A 17,689-nucleotide genomic window follows, 5' to 3' on the forward strand; every position below is an offset into this window, starting at 1 on the left:
ATTAGTTGACCACTTTAATTCCGTTGGCTACGAATCTTATTTCCTCTTTAGGCTGAGTAATTGCATCAATTTCTGCCTGAGGTTTTTTAGCATCTTCTGCATAGTGTTTCTGCTCGTCAATAGAAGTTACTTTTCTTTCTGCAGTTCCATCTAGTACAACTGTTTTTCCTTTCAAAGCTGTCGGAACGAAAAATGCATAATCTTTCATCTTTACGAAAAACTGAGAATTATCTTCAGTTTGAATAGTTAACCAACATCCTTTTTTCTCGCAAACGTCAGTTACTTTTCCTTTTACCGCTACGTTCTCAACTTTTTTATTTTCTTTCTTAAGCTTTTTGCCTAATTTTTCAACAGAGATAGCTTTAGATTCTACAGAAGAAGCTACCGCAGAACCATAAGTATCTCCTACGATTGCATTACCTTCCGGCGGACCCATTTTTTTCTTTTCCTGAGCAAAAGCTAAAGTCGATACGCTTACTGCTGCTAAAACTAATATTGCTTTAAATTTCATTATTAATATTTTTTCCAAAATTAACAATAATATTTGAATTTAGAATGATTATAAACTTGATAAATAACAGGTCATTTAGAAATCGAAAACAAAAATGAAAAACAATTGCATATTTATCTATATTTGAACGGAATATTTGAATATGCAGAAAAAACTAAAACTATGGGACGCCATTATGTTGGTAATGGGTTCGATGATCGGAAGTGGAATTTTTATCGTAAGCGCCGATATGATGCGGAATCTGGGTTCCGGATACTGGATGATCGTTGTTTGGGTAATCACCGGAATTATGACCGTTGCTGCAGCGATTAGCTATGGTGAGCTGTCATCGCTTTTCCCAAAAGCTGGCGGACAATACACGTATCTTACAGAGATTTTCGGTAAAAAAATGGGTTTCCTCTACGGATGGGGATTGTTTACCGTGATTCAGACCGGAACAATTGCCGCTGTTGCAATGGCATTCGGAAAGTTTACCGCATATCTTGTCCCGGAGTTAAATAATGCAGCACCCATTTTCCAGAGCGGAACATTTCAGATCACCTGGATTCAGATCTTGGCAATCGCAGTGATTATTTTATTGACCTACATCAATACAAGAGGAGTAGAAAGTGGCAAACTACTTCAAAATGTTTTTACAGGATCGAAGATCATTGCGCTCCTTGGATTAATTGCTTTAGGATTCATATTAGTAGACGTTTCTCACCTGGCTGAAAATTTCAGCTTTGGAACAGATTCTTTCAATAACTTAAAACAGGACGATAAAGGCATCTTTTTACAATCGGGTTGGGAATCTATCTCCGGAATGACTTTGATGGGCGGAATCGCTGCCGCAATGGTTGGTTCGGTGTTTAGTTCGGTTGCTTGGGAGAGCGTAACTTTTGTTTCAGGAGAAATTGAAAATCCTAAGAAGAATGTTGTGAAAGCAATGATCTTGGGGACTTCAGCAGTAATGTTGTTATACATCGCCGTAAATTTTGTTTACATTAATGCTTTAGACAGAGATTCTATTGCGTTTGCTGCCAATGACAGAGTGGCGGTTGCTGCTTCACAGAATATTTTTGGAAGCGCAGGAACAGTAATTATCGCTGTTTTGGTGATGATCTCTACATTCGGATGTAACAACGGATTAATTTTAGCCGGAGCAAGAGTTTTTCAGACGATGGCAAAAGATGGATTGTTCTTTAAATCTGCAGTTGACAACAACAAAAATCAGGTTCCCGGAAATGCACTTTGGATGCAGGGAATTTGGGCGTCATTACTTTGCTTGAGCGGACAATACGGAAACCTTTTAGACATGATTTCATTTGTCATTGTATTGTTTTACATGATCACTGTTTTCGGAGTAATTTACTTGAGAATTAAACAGCCTAATCTCGAAAGACCTTACAAAACTTGGCTATATCCAATTACTCCGATAATTTACCTTTTAATCGGAACCGCTTTTTGCGTATTGCTTTTAATTTATAAACAACAATACACTTGGCCGGGATTTTTAATTGTTCTTCTCGGGTTACCTGTTTATTATCTTATCAATAGAAATAAAAAAACAGATCAATAATTTTTTTAGGAGCTAATTCCCGCTTTCACTACTCGCTTTTTTATTTCTTTTTTGGCGGCGGCAAAGCCGCCGCCAAAAAAGAAATAAAAAGAGCTCAAATATGTCGTTCAATCGGGGCTATAAAATTCGGCACTATTAAAAAAGTATCCCATTCATCAACTGATCAAATTTAAGATCAACCCTGTCAAGGTTTCAAACCTTGACAGGGTTTTTTTTTAACAGTCCAAATAAGAAGTAACTGAAAAGTATTTATTTTATTATCGGCGTATTTTTTCACACAAAATTTAATTCCTATTCTTTAAAAATAATTAAAGAAAATCACCAAGCTGATTTTACAGTTTTTTGTCAAGCTTAGCGAAGCAAATTTATTTGCCTTTGCTTCTTAAATATAAAATTTCAATATAAATCTTTGCGTTAAAAAGTTTTTGTCTGTTATATAAAAATTCACAAATATTTTTATTCCAAATCTCGCTTAATACATCAATGAATTTTCATGTGAAAGTTCGTAGATTTTCAAAACGGACAAAAAACCTTCTTTTAATAATAATTTTAATATTCAATAACTCATTATTTATCAAAAATGATTAAATTGGTATTTCGTTTTAATTAACACCAAAGAGAAATAACGAAATATCACTTATGGACACACCAAATTACAGAATGCCTTTTGTGCCTTCTACACTCATGTCTGAAGGGGGAAGTATCGATACCTGCGATATGGGGGAAAGCATCGCTCATAACATCATGCTTCTAATCACGACAAAAAAAGGCGAAAACAGATATGATGACAACTACGGAAACGATGTTTGGAATCTGGAATTCGATAATGGCGTAACATCAGCAGTTTGGGAAAGTGTATTTGTAAAAAGTCTTAAAAGACAGATCTTACAATACGAGCCGCGAATTGTACAGCCACAAGTTGATGCTCATGTAAAACTTGTAGAGCATAACTATGATACCAAAGAACATACGGAAATCAAGAAAAAAGTAAAAATAGGAATCAATGCAAAAATGGAAGCTACAGGCGAGCGTTTCAGTTTTTCTACCGAACTTTTTCTAAGCCCGATGTCCATCGACTAAATATTTATTTGTAATAAAATTTTATGAATTTAGATCAGAATATTTATTCCAAAGAATCCGTAAAAGCGAGAATGCTTCAGAATGCTACAAAAGTTTGGGGACTGAAAAGTCCACAGTCATTAGATCCTTTTGTAAAATTACTGATTGATGCATTCAGCACCGAAGTTTTTAAAGCGAATAATGAAATTCAAACCGTTAATGCAAGAATTTTAGAAAAACTTGCCAAGCTATTAACACCGTCAATTTATACCCACCCGATTCCGGCTCATGCTTTGGCTTATACTTCACCCGATGAGTCCTCTGAAATTTTGCTGGAGCACACTGAGTTTTTTTTCAAAAAACACATGAACTCCACGGTAAAATCAGAATCAGATAAACAGCTGAATATTCCTTTTACACCCATTGGAAGCGTAAGAACAAATAAAGCACAGACTGCCATTATGTTTGTCGGGAATACATGCTACAGTTTAGATGAAAGATTGAATAAAATTCCAATCTCAAGATTTCAGGGAAGGCCGGAAGATTACAGAAAAGTAACCATCGGAATCGACGTTTCGAAGTTTACCAACGAAAAGTTTCCGAAAACGTTAAGCCTTTATTGCTCAAATCCTGCCTTTGAACATCTTGATTTTGTGTATAAGCTTTTACCTTACAGCACGGTCTCAAGCAACGGAAATCCTATGTTCATTAAGGAAGGAATATCTTATGTGAAAAATAATGAAAGGGAAGGATATGAACAGATATTTCATGAGCAATCAATAAAAACAAAAATTATTGAGGATATCAAAAGCATTTACAGTCATAAGTTTGTTGAGGTTACAGGTCTTTCAAGAGATCTTTTCACAAAAGAACTTCCGCAGGATTTAGATTTTTTAAAAGGAAGAGAAGAAATTGAGAAATACCTGAACGGAAAAGAATATTTATGGTTAACTTTTGAATTTCCTCCGCAGTTTTCCGCAGAAATCTTAGACAACTTTACTTTTGTTTTAAATGCTTTTCCGGTGTACAACCGTGGCTGGAAAAAGACAGAATACAGTTTAGATATCATGGGAAATAATATTCCGTTGATTACCGAAGAAGCTGAATATTTCCTATATGTAGATGAAGTTCAGGATGGAGAGGGAAGAAAATATACCGAAATCCCTTTCACACCTTCAGATAATCTTAAAAAAGGTTTGTACACTGTAAGAAAAGGCGGAATGGAACGTTTCAACAACAGAAATGCAGTAGATATGATTTCTAATGTTCTTGAACTGACAAGAGACGAAATTGCAGCATTTTCATTATTAAACCGTGATAATGTAAAAGGAATGTTGGGAGAAATGTCTGATAAAATGAAATCGATGGTGCAAAAAGTAAACAACGCCAAAAGAAACATCAGACAGGAACTCAATTACGTGATTATGGAACCTGTTGAAAAAACAGATCATACTTACGCAGCATTTTGGATTACGCATTGCACTTTTGCCAATCACATGCGTCCCGGAACTGAGCTTTCAAATCAGTTGAAGTCACAGTCTATGATTTTGCTGACAGAAACAATTGGCGGAGCAGAAGAACAGAAAGGTTCAGACAGTATTCAGGCTTATAAATATGCTTTAACGACTAGAGATAAAATCATTTCTCTGGAAGATGTTAAAAACTATTGCCGAATGGTTTTGAAAGATGAACTGAAAGATGTTCGTGTAAAACGAGGAACCATGATCAGCAACAAACCAAAAGAAGGTTTTGTAAGAACCGTTGAGGTGGAAATTGTACCCAACAATTATTCATTCTACGGAAGAATGTATTGGGAAAATATGGCAAACATTTTGCGGAACCAAATCGTAGCAAAAGCAATCGACGGAATAGAGTATCTCGTGAAAATAAGCAACGAAGACACCGATTTTTTTGAAAATTAATTTTAACATCCAAATATAAAATATGAAAAAAATAATGATGGTTGCACTCGCTTTGTCGCTGAGCGCAGCAAGTGTAAGCTGTAAAAAAGGAATGGATAAAATAGGAAATGCCGTTCTGAAAGCCGGAGAAAATGAATCTCAGGCGATTATAGATTTTAATAATGACTTTTTAGATTCTTACAAAACTTCTTCCAGACATATTGAAAATATCGTAAAATATGCAGAAGCTGCCGTTAAAAAATCTAAAGGCGAAACAGTTTACAGCATGCCGGTTGTAATTGGCTCTATGGATTATTCGCTCAGCAAAATAAAAGATGTTCCGTCTGGTTTTGAAAATGATAAAAAGGTAATTGAGACAGATTTTAACACCTACAAAACAAAAAGAGAAAGCATAGAAAAAAAATACGAAGAACTAAAATCATATATTACTTCCGAAGATTATAAAGATGATAAAGGTGTGAAAGCTGAAGCTTTGCAAAAAGATATTACTGCAGAAGCACAGGCATTTTTTACGGCGGGAGAAAATATTTTAACAAAAATAAAACCCGCAACCGATGCAGCAGAAGAAGTGATTCTTAAAGATCATCCGATGAAAGAGTTTATAGTTTCTTCTAAAGGTTTGATGAGTTCTATGGATTCTGTGATGGATGTTTTAGATAAGCAATATACAGGAAGTTTTAATGAAGCTGAAGCACAGAAAAAGTATGATGAGTTTGAAAAAGTGGTTGCAGATAACAGCAAAAAAGTTTTTAATGTAAAAGAACAGCAGTACGCTTACAAAAAAACTCAGTTTGAAAGTGTAAACCAAAAAGCCTCTGACTTTTTAGATAAATTCAGAAAACTAATCAGAGATTCAAAATCTACAGGAAAAATTCCGGATAGCAATATTCAGGAAATGGATTCTGCTTACGAATCTGTCTTAAATTCTTACAACTCGTTTGTGAAATAAATTAAAATATCATCTAAATAAAAAGTACCGATGGAAAATTTCATCGGTACTTTTTTATACAGAAAACACGGGAAATTTTTAGAGGTAATTATTACCCATTGTGCATTTTGACTTGTTTTCGTCACTTCGAGTAGAATTTTGAAAAAAATTGTATCGAGAAGCTCTTAATGTCGAGAACAAATTCTATTCTCGATACATTTTTTCTCCACTTCGTTATGAAAAAACACTCGAATTAACGAAAATCTAAAAAGAAAATTAAAATATATAGGCATAATTATTAATAACAAGTCTATAGATTTAAAATTAAAATGGATAAAATATCTCTAATTTCACAGATGAGAAACTAACATTTTTTAACACGATAAATTCCATAAAATTCCGTAATTTTGCACATCGTGATTTTCAGGTAAGGTCACCCCAAATTATGAGTAAATCAACTGAATATATAGAAGTTTACGGAGCTCGTGAACACAATCTTAAAAATATTAATGTAAAAATTCCGCGCAACGAATTGGTTGTAATTACAGGTCTTTCGGGAAGCGGAAAATCTTCATTGGCTTTTGATACGATTTTTGCGGAAGGTCAGCGTCGTTACATCGAAACTTTTTCTGCTTATGCGAGACAGTTTTTGGGTGGATTGGAACGTCCGGATGTTGATAAAATCGAAGGTCTTTCGCCCGTAATTGCTATTGAACAAAAGACAACTAATAAAAACCCTCGTTCAACTGTAGGAACCGTTACGGAACTTTACGATTACCTTCGTCTTTTGTTTGCGAGAGTTTCAGATGCCTATTCTCAAACGACTGGAAAGAAGTTAGTAAGCTATACCGAAGATCAGATTCTTGATACGATTAAAGAGAATTATAAAGGCGAAAAAATAATGTTGATGGCACCGGTTGTGCGTTCCAGAAAAGGACATTATCACGAACTTTTTGTTCAAATGGCTAAAAAAGGATATGGACAGGCAAGAATTGATGGTGAATTGCAGGACATTGAATATGATTTAAAACTTGACCGTTACAAAACCCACGACATCGATATCGTCATCGACCGTTGGATTATTGGAGAAAGCGCATCCGAAGCGAGAATGGAAAAATCGTTGCGTACCGCAATGGAAATGGGGGAAGGTTTAATCGGGATCCAAAAACTGGGAAGTACAGAAATTGAATATTTCTCAAAAAATTTAATGGATGCTGAAACTGGTCATTCATTGGCTTTACCGGAACCAAACACTTTTTCTTTCAACTCACCGAAAGGAAGTTGCCCAAGTTGTAAAGGTTTAGGAACAATTAAAAAAATCAACACCGATTATTTCGTTGAAAATCCTAAATTATCAATCAATCAGGGTGCTTTGTTGCCTTTGGAAGATATTAAGTCTAATAAATATGTGCTTTCTCAAATCAAAAATATTCTTGAGATTTTTGGTTTAGGATTGGCAACGTCTTTTAAAGATATTCCGGAAGAAGCATTGGACTATATATACAATGGTTGTCATAAGGAATTTAATAAAGACTTAAAATACGCAGGAATTTCCAAAAAAATCAAAATCAGTTTTGATGGTTTGATTCCTTTTATGGAAGAATTGATTGAGGAAAGAGAATCTTACGAAGCAATTTTGCTGGAAAGACATTTCACTACTGAAGAAACCTGCCCGGAATGTAAAGGAGCGCGTCTTCAACCTTCAAGTTTGAGTTTTAAAATTGATGGAAAAAATATTGCTGAAATCAACGGTTTAAGTTTATCGGACTTAAAAGATTGGTTAGCTGATGTAAAAGATAAATTTTCAGAAAAAAACTCGATCATTGCTCACGAAATTTTAAAGGAAATCGAAACCAGACTTCAGTTTTTACTGGATGTAGGTTTAGATTATTTAAGTTTGAGCAGAAGTTCAAAAACCCTTTCTGGTGGAGAATCTCAGAGAATCCGTTTGGCAACACAAATTGGTTCGCAATTGGTCAACGTTCTTTACATTTTGGATGAACCAAGTATCGGATTGCACCAAAGAGACAACGAAAGACTGATTAATTCATTAAAAAATCTTCGTGACATCGGAAACTCTGTTTTGGTTGTAGAGCACGATAAAGATATGATCATGGAAGCCGATGAGGTTTTAGATATTGGTCCGAGAGCCGGAAAATTTGGTGGAGAAATTCTTTGGCAGGGAAAACCGAAAGATTTGCTGAATGCCGATACGATTACCGCAGATTATATTACAGGAAAAAGAAAAATTGCCATTCCGGAAGTGAGAAGAGAAGGAAACGGTAAAAATATTATACTAAAAGGAGCAACAGGAAATAACCTTAAAAATGTAACGCTTGATATTCCGTTAGGAAAATTGGTTGTGGTTACGGGAATTTCAGGAAGTGGAAAATCTTCTTTGATTAACGGAACTTTATATCCGATTCTAAACAAACATTTCTACAGAGCAGTTCAGGAACCTTTACCTTACAAAAAAGTGGAAGGTCTTGATAATATCGATAAAATTGTAGATGTAGACCAGACTCCGATTGGAAGAACACCACGTTCAAATCCTGCAACCTATACAGGAATGTTTACCGACATCAGAAATTTATTTTCAGAATTGCCTGAATCTAAAATCCGTGGATATAAACCTGGAAGATTTTCTTTTAATGTAAAAGGTGGAAGATGCGAAACTTGCCAAGGTGGCGGTTTGAAGGTAATCGAAATGAACTTTTTACCGGATGTTTATGTGCATTGCGAAACCTGCAACGGAAAACGTTTCAACAGAGAAACTTTGGAAGTTCGTTACAAAGGAAAATCGATTTCCGATGTGTTGGATATGACGATTGATGAAGCAGTAGATTTCTTCCAGCCGATTCCTAAAATTTTTGCAAGAGTAAAAACTCTGCAGGATGTTGGTTTGGGTTACATTACAATGGGGCAACAATCGACCACACTTTCCGGAGGCGAAGCACAACGTATCAAACTGGCAACAGAATTAGCAAAAAGACAGACCGGAAATACATTATACATTCTCGATGAACCAACAACCGGGCTTCATTTTGAAGACGTGAAGATTCTAATGGATGCGATTAATAAATTGGTAGAACTAGGAAATTCATTTATTATTATTGAACATAATATGGATGTCATCAAATTAGCCGATCATATTATTGACGTTGGACCAGAAGGCGGAAAATACGGCGGTGAGATTATTGCCAAAGGAACTCCTGAGGAAATTATTAAGTCTAAGAAATCTTTGACAGGGAAGTATTTGAAGAAGGAGATGTAAATTGGTCTCATAGTTGCCTTATATAAAGAAAATCTTATGAAATCAATTAAAATTTATTTAGCCCTGTTGGCTTTTTCCTTGACTATTGTGTCTTGTGAAGTAAGATCAACAACGCATGTTAAAACTTCAAAATCAAAACCTATTCCTCCGGGACAGGCTAAAAAGATTTATGGGACAAAATCTGCAAAACCTTTTGCTCCCGGACAAAATAAGTAAAATAATTAATATTAAAATTATATAAAGCTACAACTTTTGTTTGTAGCTTTTTTCTTTTAAAATTAGTTGGAAATTATCTATAATTTAAAACTAATTTATTCTCCAATGTTAACTTTTTAAATATTTTTAAATAATAATGCTTTGATTATCAGTTTTTTGTATTTTAATGTTAACTCAATGTTAACTCAATGTGAAATTTGTATGAATATTTTTTTATATCTTTGATTTAGAATTCAAAACTAGTTTAATATATAATTTAAAATCAGATGATTATGAAAAATAAAATTCAAATATTTGTTGCTTCTCTTTTCGCATTAGGATTAACAGCAATCGCAGGTAACGTAAAAGCTCAGACAAGTTCAAACAATACGATTGAAGAGATTCAATTAAATAAAAATGATGCATTCAGCGAAATCAGAAATCTCTTAATGGCTAATTTTGATTTTACCAATCAGGATTATAAACAAGGAATTGTAAATTCTGAAGTGAAATTTGATATTGCAGAAAATGGTAAAATTGTAAATGTACGTTCAAAAGGAGACTGCAAAAATGTAAGTAAAGAAATAGAAAATGTATTGTCTCATCTTCAGTATAAAATAAATGCCAACAGACTGAATGAAAATATGCTGGCTTCTTCTTTTGTAATGCCTGTAAGAGTAGACATCAACAATAGATAAAATAATACATAAAATTGTATATAATTTTCCTTAAACTGCTTGAAAAAGCAGTTTTTTTATTTCCGGTAATTGTATACATTTGATTTTAAATATTATCTGCCGTGAATCCTATTCTTGATGTAGTTATCCGCTCACTTTGCGTTTACCTTTTTATGGTAATCGCCATCCGTTTGTTTGGGAAAAATCAGCTTTCACAACTCAACGCAGGAGATGTTGTTTTGTTGTTGTTGATTTCAAATGCAGTACAGAATGCAATGGTTGGTGAAAACATTTCTTTAGAAGGTGGAATTGTAGCGGCGCTTGTTTTATTTGCTGCTAATTTTACTTTAAAAAGATTGATGTTTTCCAATCGTAGCTTTGCGAGTTTTATGGAAGCCGATCCTGTAATTTTAGTAAAAGACGGAAGGGTGGATCAGGTTGCTTTAAGAAAAGTGAAAATTACTTTTGATGAACTGAATGAAGCAATCAGAGAGCATGGAGTAGAAACAATGGAAAATGTAAAGCTTGCTATTTTGGAGGTAGACGGAAACATCAGTGTGATTTCTGAAGATAAAGAGGATCAACAGACTCACTATTCGAGAATTAAAAGAAAAAATAAAAGAAAATATCATTAAAAAATGAACTACGAGATAAGAGAAATGCTTCCGCATGACGAAACCAGAGTTTTAGAAATTTTCAAACAGGGAATTGACAGCGGAATTGCCACATTCGACACCGAATTGCCAAGTTCAGAAGCCTGGAATTCCAGCTTTTTAAATGACTGCAGATGGGTTTTGGAAAATGAAAACAGCGAAGTGATTGGTTGGTGCGCTTTAAAACCTGTAAGTAAAAGAGATTGTTTTAAAGGAGTTGCCGAAGTAAGTATTTATTTTGATAATAATTACCTTGGGAAAGGTTTGGGTTCGGTTCTTTTAAAAAAACTGATTCTCGATAGTGAAAACCACGGATTCTGGACTTTACAATCAAATATTTTTCCTGAAAATGAAGCGTCTATAAAATTTCATCAGAAAAACGGTTTCAGAATCGTTGGTAAAAGAGATAAAGTTGGTCAACTTCATGGTGAATGGAAAGACCTCGTTATGCTGGAAAAAAGGAGCCCGAATATTTTTTAAATAGTAAATAGCAGTCTTTTGGCATTTTGATTGTACCATTCATTTCATCAATTTAAATTTTAAAATTATGAAACTCCTGAAAAATACAATCGCTATCATTATTACAGCAGGATTTATATCTTCCTGTATTCCACATCCGAGCCGAAGACCAATGCCTCCCGGTCATGATAAGAAAGTTGAAAAATTAAAAGAGCATCATCCAAGAAATAGAAATAGATAATTGATTTTATACTATGATTATTCTGAAATAATAATAAAATTTCTTAAAAATTGTGAAAAATACAGTGGTAAACAATTATTGGCACTAGTATTGTAATTTTGATTTTTAATTTGAAATTGGTTAATATGAAAATCTTATCTAAAGTAATTGGGCTATTCTTGATTGTTTTCTCAATCATGCTTTCTCAGGCTGCACCTCTTCAAAGAGGGCATGGTCATGGATCACATAAAAAGCATCATTATCACGGTCATCACAAGCCAAAGTATAAAAAAGTAGTTTATTATAAAGCTCCAAGACATTATAAGAAGCATTATTACAAACCGGCAAGACCGTATCATTATTCTCATAAAAAATACAGACATCCGCGAGTTTATCATAGCAGACCGGTAATTGTCGTTAATTTATAAAAAAAAGGCTGTTTCAATTTTTGAGACAGCCTTTTTATTTATCCTTTAAGTTGAGGTTTACTAAAGATTTTTCTTCTTAGGATTTAAAGAAGTATTGAAAATCATCACATCCTGCCCAAATTTAGTTTCGATTCTTTCGGAGATGTTTAATAATTCACTTTCCATAAATTCTGTTCTTTTTTCTTCGTTATCAAAGATTAAAAGAAGGTTATAATTTTTTCCTTCATCAATAAAATCACTGTGAACTTCAGATAAGATGTATTTATCAACATCCATAAGGTTTTCCGTCATTAAAACTAAAGTTTCATCCACATAGTTTTCCCACTCATCTATGCTGCTGTTTATGCAATGAAAAGTTATACTTAATACACTCATATTTTAATTTTTTTTAAGATATTTTGCTTGATTTCTCAGGCAAAAATCGGTAAAAATTTTGTAACTTAGCACGTTATTAATTATTCAAAATAAATAGTTTTCAGACCGATTTTTAAAAGTCTGATTATCATTACAATAAAACTTATATATGCAAAAAGAAGGAGAAAGATTAATTCCTATCAACATTGTTGATGAAATGAAATCATCTTACATTGATTATTCGATGTCGGTTATTGTTTCGAGAGCATTACCGGACGTAAGAGATGGTCTTAAGCCAGTACACCGAAGAGTGCTTTATGGTATGTATGGTTTAGGGGTTTTCTCAAACAGAAAATACTTAAAGTCAGCGAGAATTGTTGGGGATGTTTTAGGTAAATATCACCCACATGGAGATTCTTCAGTTTATGACGCAATGGTAAGAATGGCTCAGCCTTGGAGTTTACGTTATCCACAGGTTGACGGTCAGGGTAACTTCGGTTCGATGGATGGTGATCCACCTGCAGCAATGCGTTATACTGAGGCAAGACTTAAAAAAGTTTCGGACGAAATTTTATCAGATCTTGATAAAGAAACAGTTGACTTTCAAAATAACTTTGATGACAGCTTAACAGAGCCTACTGTAATGCCTACAAAAATTCCAAATCTTTTGGTGAACGGTACTTCTGGTATCGCGGTAGGAATGGCAACGAATATGGCGCCTCACAATCTCTCTGAAGCTGTAGATGCAATTACTGCATATATTGATAATAAAGAAATTAGCATCGATGAACTTATGCAGCACATTGTTGCTCCGGATTTTCCTACAGGTGGAATTATCTACGGATATGATGGTGTAAGAGATGCTTTCCATACAGGAAGAGGAAGAGTGGTTCTTAGAGCAAAAGTAAGCTTCGAGGAAGTACACAACAGAAATGCAATTATCGTAACCGAAATACCTTATCAGGTAAACAAAGCTGAAATGATTGCCAGAACAGCTGAGTTGGTAAAAGATGAGAAAATTCCTGGAATCTACGAAATCAGAGATGAATCAGACAGAAACGGGATGCGTATCGTTTATGAATTGAAAAATGATGCAATTCCTAATGTTGTTCTGAACTTATTATATAAATATACTTCGCTACAAACTTCTTTCAGTGTAAACAATATCGCTTTGGTACACGGAAGACCGGAGCAGCTGAATTTGAAAGATATTATTCACCATTTTGTTGAGCACAGACATGTGGTGATTGTAAGAAGAACTGAATACGAACTTAGAAAAGCTAAAGAAAGAGCCCACATCCTTGAAGGTTTCATGAAAGTGATTGGTTCTCAGGATTCTTTAGATAAAGCAATTTCAATTATTCGTCACAGTGCCAATCCACAAGGTGCAAAAGAAGGATTAATTGAAGCATTTGAATTATCAGAAATTCAGGCGCAGGCAATTCTTGATCTTCGTTTGGCTCGTCTTACAGGAATGGAGCTTGATAAGATCCGTGACGAATACGATGCTATTATGAAAGAAATTAATAATTTAGAAGATATTTTGGCTAATGAACCAAGAAGATTTCAAATTATTAAGGAAGAATTAGCTGAAGTAAAAGAAAAATACGGTGATGAAAGAAGAACAGAAATCGATTATTCTGGAGGTGAAATGTCTATTGAAGATATTATTCCGAATGAAGCGGTTGTTCTTACTATTTCTCATGCAGGATATGTAAAGAGAACGTTGCTTTCAGAATATAAAATTCAAAGTAGAGGTGGAGTTGGTAATAAAGCGGCTACAACAAGAGATTCAGATTTCTTGGAGTATATCGTTTCTGCAACCAATCACCAATACATGTTGTTCTTTACTGAAAAAGGTAAGTGTTACTGGTTAAGAGTATTTGAAATTCCAGAAGGTTCTAAAACGGCAAAAGGAAGAGCGGTACAAAACTTAATCAACATCGAACCGGATGATAAGATTAAAGCATACATCAGAACCAATGATCTGAAAGATGTAGATTACATCAATCAAATGAGCGTTGTAATGATTACTAAAAACGGTACGATTAAGAAAACATCTTTAGAAGCTTATTCAAGACCGAGAGTAAATGGTATTAATGCTATCGAAATCAGAGAAAACGATCAGTTATTAAGTGCTTATCTTACGAATGGTGAATCTCAGATTATGATTGCTACCAAAAATGGTAAATGTATCCGTTTCCCTGAAGAAAAAGTAAGAGAAGTTGGTAGAGGATCTATCGGAGTTCGTGGTATTACGATGGAAGAGAACGATGAGGTTATTGGTATGATTGTTGTCAACGATTTGGAAAATGATACAGTTCTTGTAGTTTCTGAAAAAGGATATGGTAAAAGAACCGCAGTTGAAGATTATAGAATTACCAACAGAGGTGGAAAAGGAGTTATTACTTTAAATATCACTGAAAAGACGGGTAATCTTATTGCTATTCAGAATGTTACAGATGAAGATGGATTGATGATTATCAATAAATCCGGGGTTGCTATCAGAATGAATATGGACGAAATGCGTGTGATGGGTAGAAATACTCAGGGTGTAAGAATGATCAATCTTAAAAAGAATGACGAGATTGCAGCTATTGCAAAAGTATCAATGGATAAAGATGTAGAAGAGGAAGTTATTGAAGGAGAAGAATCTGAAGAAAATATTTCAACAGAAGAAAATGCTTCGCCAAAAGCAGAAAATACAGAAGAAAACCCGACTGATGGAACTGAAAATTCAGATTCTGAAGAATAATATAAAAATATAATTAAAATTCTTATTTATGAAAAAGCTAATTTTAGGTATAGCAATCGTTTCTTCGGTTTTTGCTTTTGGGCAAAAAGAAGATAAAAAAGATGTAAATGCTCAAGTTCAAGCTACTAATAAAGCGGCGATGGATGCATATAATGCAAAAAATTATACGGTTGCAGGACCAAAGTTCATAGAACTTTATGATTTATTAAAAGCAAACGGTCAAGAGGATAAAACTTACAAGTATTATGCAGGTTTGAGTTATGCTTTGGCAAACAACTTAGATGAATCTATAAAAATTTATACTGATTTAATTAATTCTGGGTATACAGGAGTTCAGACAACTTACACGGCAAAAGAAAATAAAACCGGACAAGTTTCAGCTTACGATAAAGCTACATGGGATTTAATTAAAAAAACCTCAAAAGATTATTCTGATTTTAAAACAGAGCAAACGCAAAGTGTTGAGCCAGATTTGTATGAAACTTTATCGACATTGCTTTTAAATGCAAAGAAAAATGATGAAGCTTTAGCAATAATTGAAAAAGGTTTAGCAAAGTATCCTAATAATGCTAAATTAAAAGAATATCATGGTTCTGCATTATACGCGACAGGTAAAACTGATCAATTTATGGTAAATCTTAAGGAGCAATTGGCAAAAAAACCTAATGATGCTACTAATTGGTATAACTTAGGAGTTTTACAATCAAAAACCCCAGCTACAGCTGATGCAATAGCATCTTTCAATAAAGCGATTGAGTTAGGTTCAAATGACCCGAAATTGATTAATAATGCTTATCAAAATTTAGTATATACTTCTATTGGTGATGATGATAAGGCTGTAAAAGAAATCAATGCAGTAAGAAAATCTGATCCAGATAAAGCTACAACGTTAATTGAAGCAAGAAAAGAGAGATTTAATAAAGCATTACCTCATGCTGAAAAATGGTATCAGGCAAATCCTAATAATTTGGATGCTGTCAGTACTTTGAAAGATATTTACGGAATACTTAAAAATCAGACAAAGCTTGCTGAAATGAAAGCTAAAGAAGCTGAGCTTGAAGCTAAAGCGAAGTAATCTTTGAAAATTTATAATAAAGAAAATCGCCTCATTTCGAGGCGATTTTTTGTTTTAAATAATTAACAGCTTGCTTAAATTTTATTATTTAAAAGTATAAAAGTAGAATTGCCACGAATGCACGAATATACTTATCAAAAAAACATTCGTGTATTCGTGGCAATTTAATAAAAGCATGAAAAAATCGGTATTTGTAAAATCTGCGAAAAATAAATTCATTCTAGTTGAAATTTCTCATCGGTTTTAAGTATTACTTTTCTCAGCAAAACAGAAAATATTTCCCAGTTTTATACTCGAGTAGCCATTACTTTTTATTTTGGAAGAATTAATCATTGCTTTAGCTAAAATATTGGTTGGTAAAGGTTTTTGGCTTTCGAAAAGCCCCAATGTATTGGCAAATTTTATAATTCTGCTCCCCAAAACTTCTCCTGTTCTTTCAGAATCTTTTCTTTCGAGCATTCCGGGTTTGAAAATGGTAATTTTATTAAAATGAAGTTTTTTTACAGCTTCTTCAAGCTCGCCTTTCATTTTAGAATAAAAAATTTTTGATTTAGGATTGGCTCCGTAAGCAGAAACCAAAATATAATCATCCACATTATTTTCTTTTGCAGCTTTTGCAAATTGATATTGATAATCGAAATCAACTTTTCTCTGTGCATCTTTGCTTCCTGCATCTTTAAGTGTGGTTCCGAGACAAGAAAATGCAACGTCACCTTTCACAAGATTTTTCCAGTCTTCATATTTTTCAAAATCAACAACATGAGTTTTTAATTTTTCATTGGTGATGGATAATGGCTTTCTTACAAAAACATTCACTTCCTCAAAATCGTTGTCCTGTAACAATTGATTTACCAAATCTTTTCCTGTCGCACCTGTAGCACCGATTACTAAAGCTTTCATAATAAATAGTTTTGCGTGATGATCAATTCCTTTTTTAAATTTACTAAATTTGAAGTAATTATTTAAGATAAAAGATAAAAGATAAAAGATAAAAGATAAAAGATAAAAGATAAAAGATCTTTAGGTAAATTAAATCATCAATCATAATTTATCACTTATCACTTATCACTTATCAATTATTATTCATTACCAATTATTACCCATACGAAATGGATGCCAACGAAATTTTAGATTATTGTCTTGCAAAAAAAGGAGTGACAGAAAGTTTTCCGTTCGATAACGAAACTTTAGTTTTAAAAGTAGGAGTTAAAATTTTTCTGTTGATGTCTTTAGAAAGACAGCCTTTAAGCATCAATGTAAAAACAGATCCTGAATGGAGCGAGGAACTTCGTGAGCAACATCCACAGATTACAGGTGCATTTCACATGAATAAAACCCATTGGAATTCTGTTTCTTTAGATGGTTTGAAAAGACATTTAGTTTTAAAAATGATAGATCAGTCTTATGATTTGGTTTTTAAATCTTTAACAAAAAAAGCAAAAGAAGAAATTGAAATTCTTAAATAAAGTTACTTATCTCTCATATAGCGAATTAAAATATTATTTTTTTTCTTAATATGAATAAAATAAAGATATTTAACTTTTATTGCTTTAAACTAGTTGATATAAATATTATGTTGTTTAGTGAATTAAAATAATATATAATATACATTGTATAAGGT

17 protein-coding genes are annotated in these 17,689 nt (G+C 33.4%); 14 read left to right on the forward strand and 3 right to left on the reverse strand.

What is annotated here, in order from left to right:
* Position 1: 1 nt before the first annotated feature.
* Positions 2 to 511, reverse strand: coding sequence for a DUF4920 domain-containing protein (locus FDY99_RS20310; RefSeq protein WP_066676601.1), 510 nt, complete (start codon positions 509 to 511; stop codon positions 2 to 4).
* 142 nt (positions 512 to 653) lie between these two features.
* Between FDY99_RS20310 and FDY99_RS20315 the strand changes: the two genes are divergently transcribed.
* The 11 genes from FDY99_RS20315 (at position 654) to FDY99_RS20360 (ending at position 11,884) form a co-directional block, all read left to right on the forward strand.
* Positions 654 to 2,069, forward strand: a complete 1,416-nt coding sequence (locus tag FDY99_RS20315) for an APC family permease (RefSeq protein WP_102980257.1) — start codon at positions 654 to 656, stop codon at positions 2,067 to 2,069.
* Between the two features lie 639 nt (positions 2,070 to 2,708).
* On the forward strand, positions 2,709 to 3,149 hold the full coding sequence (locus tag FDY99_RS20320) for a GPW/gp25 family protein (protein ID WP_066676605.1): 441 nt from the start codon (positions 2,709 to 2,711) through the stop codon (positions 3,147 to 3,149).
* 23 nt (positions 3,150 to 3,172) lie between these two features.
* Positions 3,173 to 5,050 carry a type VI secretion system baseplate subunit TssF gene (locus FDY99_RS20325; protein ID WP_139423487.1) on the forward strand — a complete coding sequence of 626 codons (1,878 nt, stop codon included), beginning with the start codon at positions 3,173 to 3,175 and terminating at the stop codon, positions 5,048 to 5,050.
* A gap of 22 nt (positions 5,051 to 5,072) precedes the next feature.
* Positions 5,073 to 5,999 (forward strand): DUF3829 domain-containing protein, encoded by a 927-nt coding sequence (locus tag FDY99_RS20330; protein WP_139423488.1) that lies wholly within the window; start codon positions 5,073 to 5,075, stop codon positions 5,997 to 5,999.
* 424 nt (positions 6,000 to 6,423) lie between these two features.
* Positions 6,424 to 9,252 (forward strand): excinuclease ABC subunit UvrA, encoded by a 2,829-nt coding sequence (uvrA, locus tag FDY99_RS20335; protein ID WP_102980261.1) that lies wholly within the window; start codon positions 6,424 to 6,426, stop codon positions 9,250 to 9,252.
* Between the two features lie 36 nt (positions 9,253 to 9,288).
* Positions 9,289 to 9,468 carry a hypothetical protein gene (locus FDY99_RS20340; RefSeq protein WP_074229061.1) on the forward strand — a complete coding sequence of 60 codons (180 nt, stop codon included), beginning with the start codon at positions 9,289 to 9,291 and terminating at the stop codon, positions 9,466 to 9,468.
* 272 nt (positions 9,469 to 9,740) lie between these two features.
* Positions 9,741 to 10,145, forward strand: a complete 405-nt coding sequence (locus FDY99_RS20345; protein ID WP_139423489.1) for a hypothetical protein — start codon at positions 9,741 to 9,743, stop codon at positions 10,143 to 10,145.
* Positions 10,146 to 10,246: 101 nt separating this feature from the next.
* A complete protein-coding gene (locus FDY99_RS20350) occupies positions 10,247 to 10,759 on the forward strand; it encodes a DUF421 domain-containing protein (RefSeq protein WP_139423490.1) in 513 nt (170 codons plus the stop codon).
* Between the two features lie 3 nt (positions 10,760 to 10,762).
* The gene (locus FDY99_RS20355) at positions 10,763 to 11,257 is read left to right on the forward strand and encodes a GNAT family N-acetyltransferase (protein ID WP_074229058.1); all 495 of its coding nucleotides are present in this window, start codon (positions 10,763 to 10,765) and stop codon (positions 11,255 to 11,257) included.
* Between the two features lie 67 nt (positions 11,258 to 11,324).
* The gene (locus FDY99_RS23070) at positions 11,325 to 11,477 is read left to right on the forward strand and encodes a hypothetical protein (protein WP_159437584.1); all 153 of its coding nucleotides are present in this window, start codon (positions 11,325 to 11,327) and stop codon (positions 11,475 to 11,477) included.
* A gap of 125 nt (positions 11,478 to 11,602) precedes the next feature.
* Entirely contained in the window at positions 11,603 to 11,884 is a 282-nt protein-coding gene (locus FDY99_RS20360) for a hypothetical protein (protein ID WP_139423491.1), read from the forward strand.
* Between the two features lie 60 nt (positions 11,885 to 11,944).
* On the opposite strand, the gene FDY99_RS20365 is transcribed toward FDY99_RS20360, so the two are convergent.
* On the reverse strand, positions 11,945 to 12,259 hold the full coding sequence (locus FDY99_RS20365; protein WP_139423492.1) for a DUF4286 family protein: 315 nt from the start codon (positions 12,257 to 12,259) through the stop codon (positions 11,945 to 11,947).
* A 148-nt stretch (positions 12,260 to 12,407) separates the two neighbouring features.
* On the opposite strand from FDY99_RS20365, the gene gyrA reads away from it, so the two are divergent.
* Complete coding sequence (gene gyrA, locus FDY99_RS20370; RefSeq protein ID WP_139423493.1) at positions 12,408 to 14,993, forward strand: DNA gyrase subunit A; 2,586 nt, start codon at positions 12,408 to 12,410, stop codon at positions 14,991 to 14,993.
* Positions 14,994 to 15,021: 28 nt separating this feature from the next.
* Complete coding sequence (locus FDY99_RS20375) at positions 15,022 to 16,068, forward strand: tetratricopeptide repeat protein (RefSeq protein WP_139423494.1); 1,047 nt, start codon at positions 15,022 to 15,024, stop codon at positions 16,066 to 16,068.
* A gap of 243 nt (positions 16,069 to 16,311) precedes the next feature.
* Here FDY99_RS20375 and FDY99_RS20380 read toward each other — a convergent pair whose 3' ends face one another.
* Positions 16,312 to 16,968, reverse strand: coding sequence for an NAD(P)H-binding protein (locus FDY99_RS20380; protein ID WP_139423495.1), 657 nt, complete (start codon positions 16,966 to 16,968; stop codon positions 16,312 to 16,314).
* Between the two features lie 209 nt (positions 16,969 to 17,177).
* On the opposite strand from FDY99_RS20380, the gene FDY99_RS20385 reads away from it, so the two are divergent.
* Positions 17,178 to 17,534, forward strand: a complete 357-nt coding sequence (locus tag FDY99_RS20385) for an MmcQ/YjbR family DNA-binding protein (protein WP_139423496.1) — start codon at positions 17,178 to 17,180, stop codon at positions 17,532 to 17,534.
* Positions 17,535 to 17,689: the final 155 nt, after the last annotated feature.

It is taken from the genome of Chryseobacterium mulctrae, from assembly GCF_006175945.1.
Classification (GTDB): domain Bacteria; phylum Bacteroidota; class Bacteroidia; order Flavobacteriales; family Weeksellaceae; genus Chryseobacterium; species Chryseobacterium mulctrae.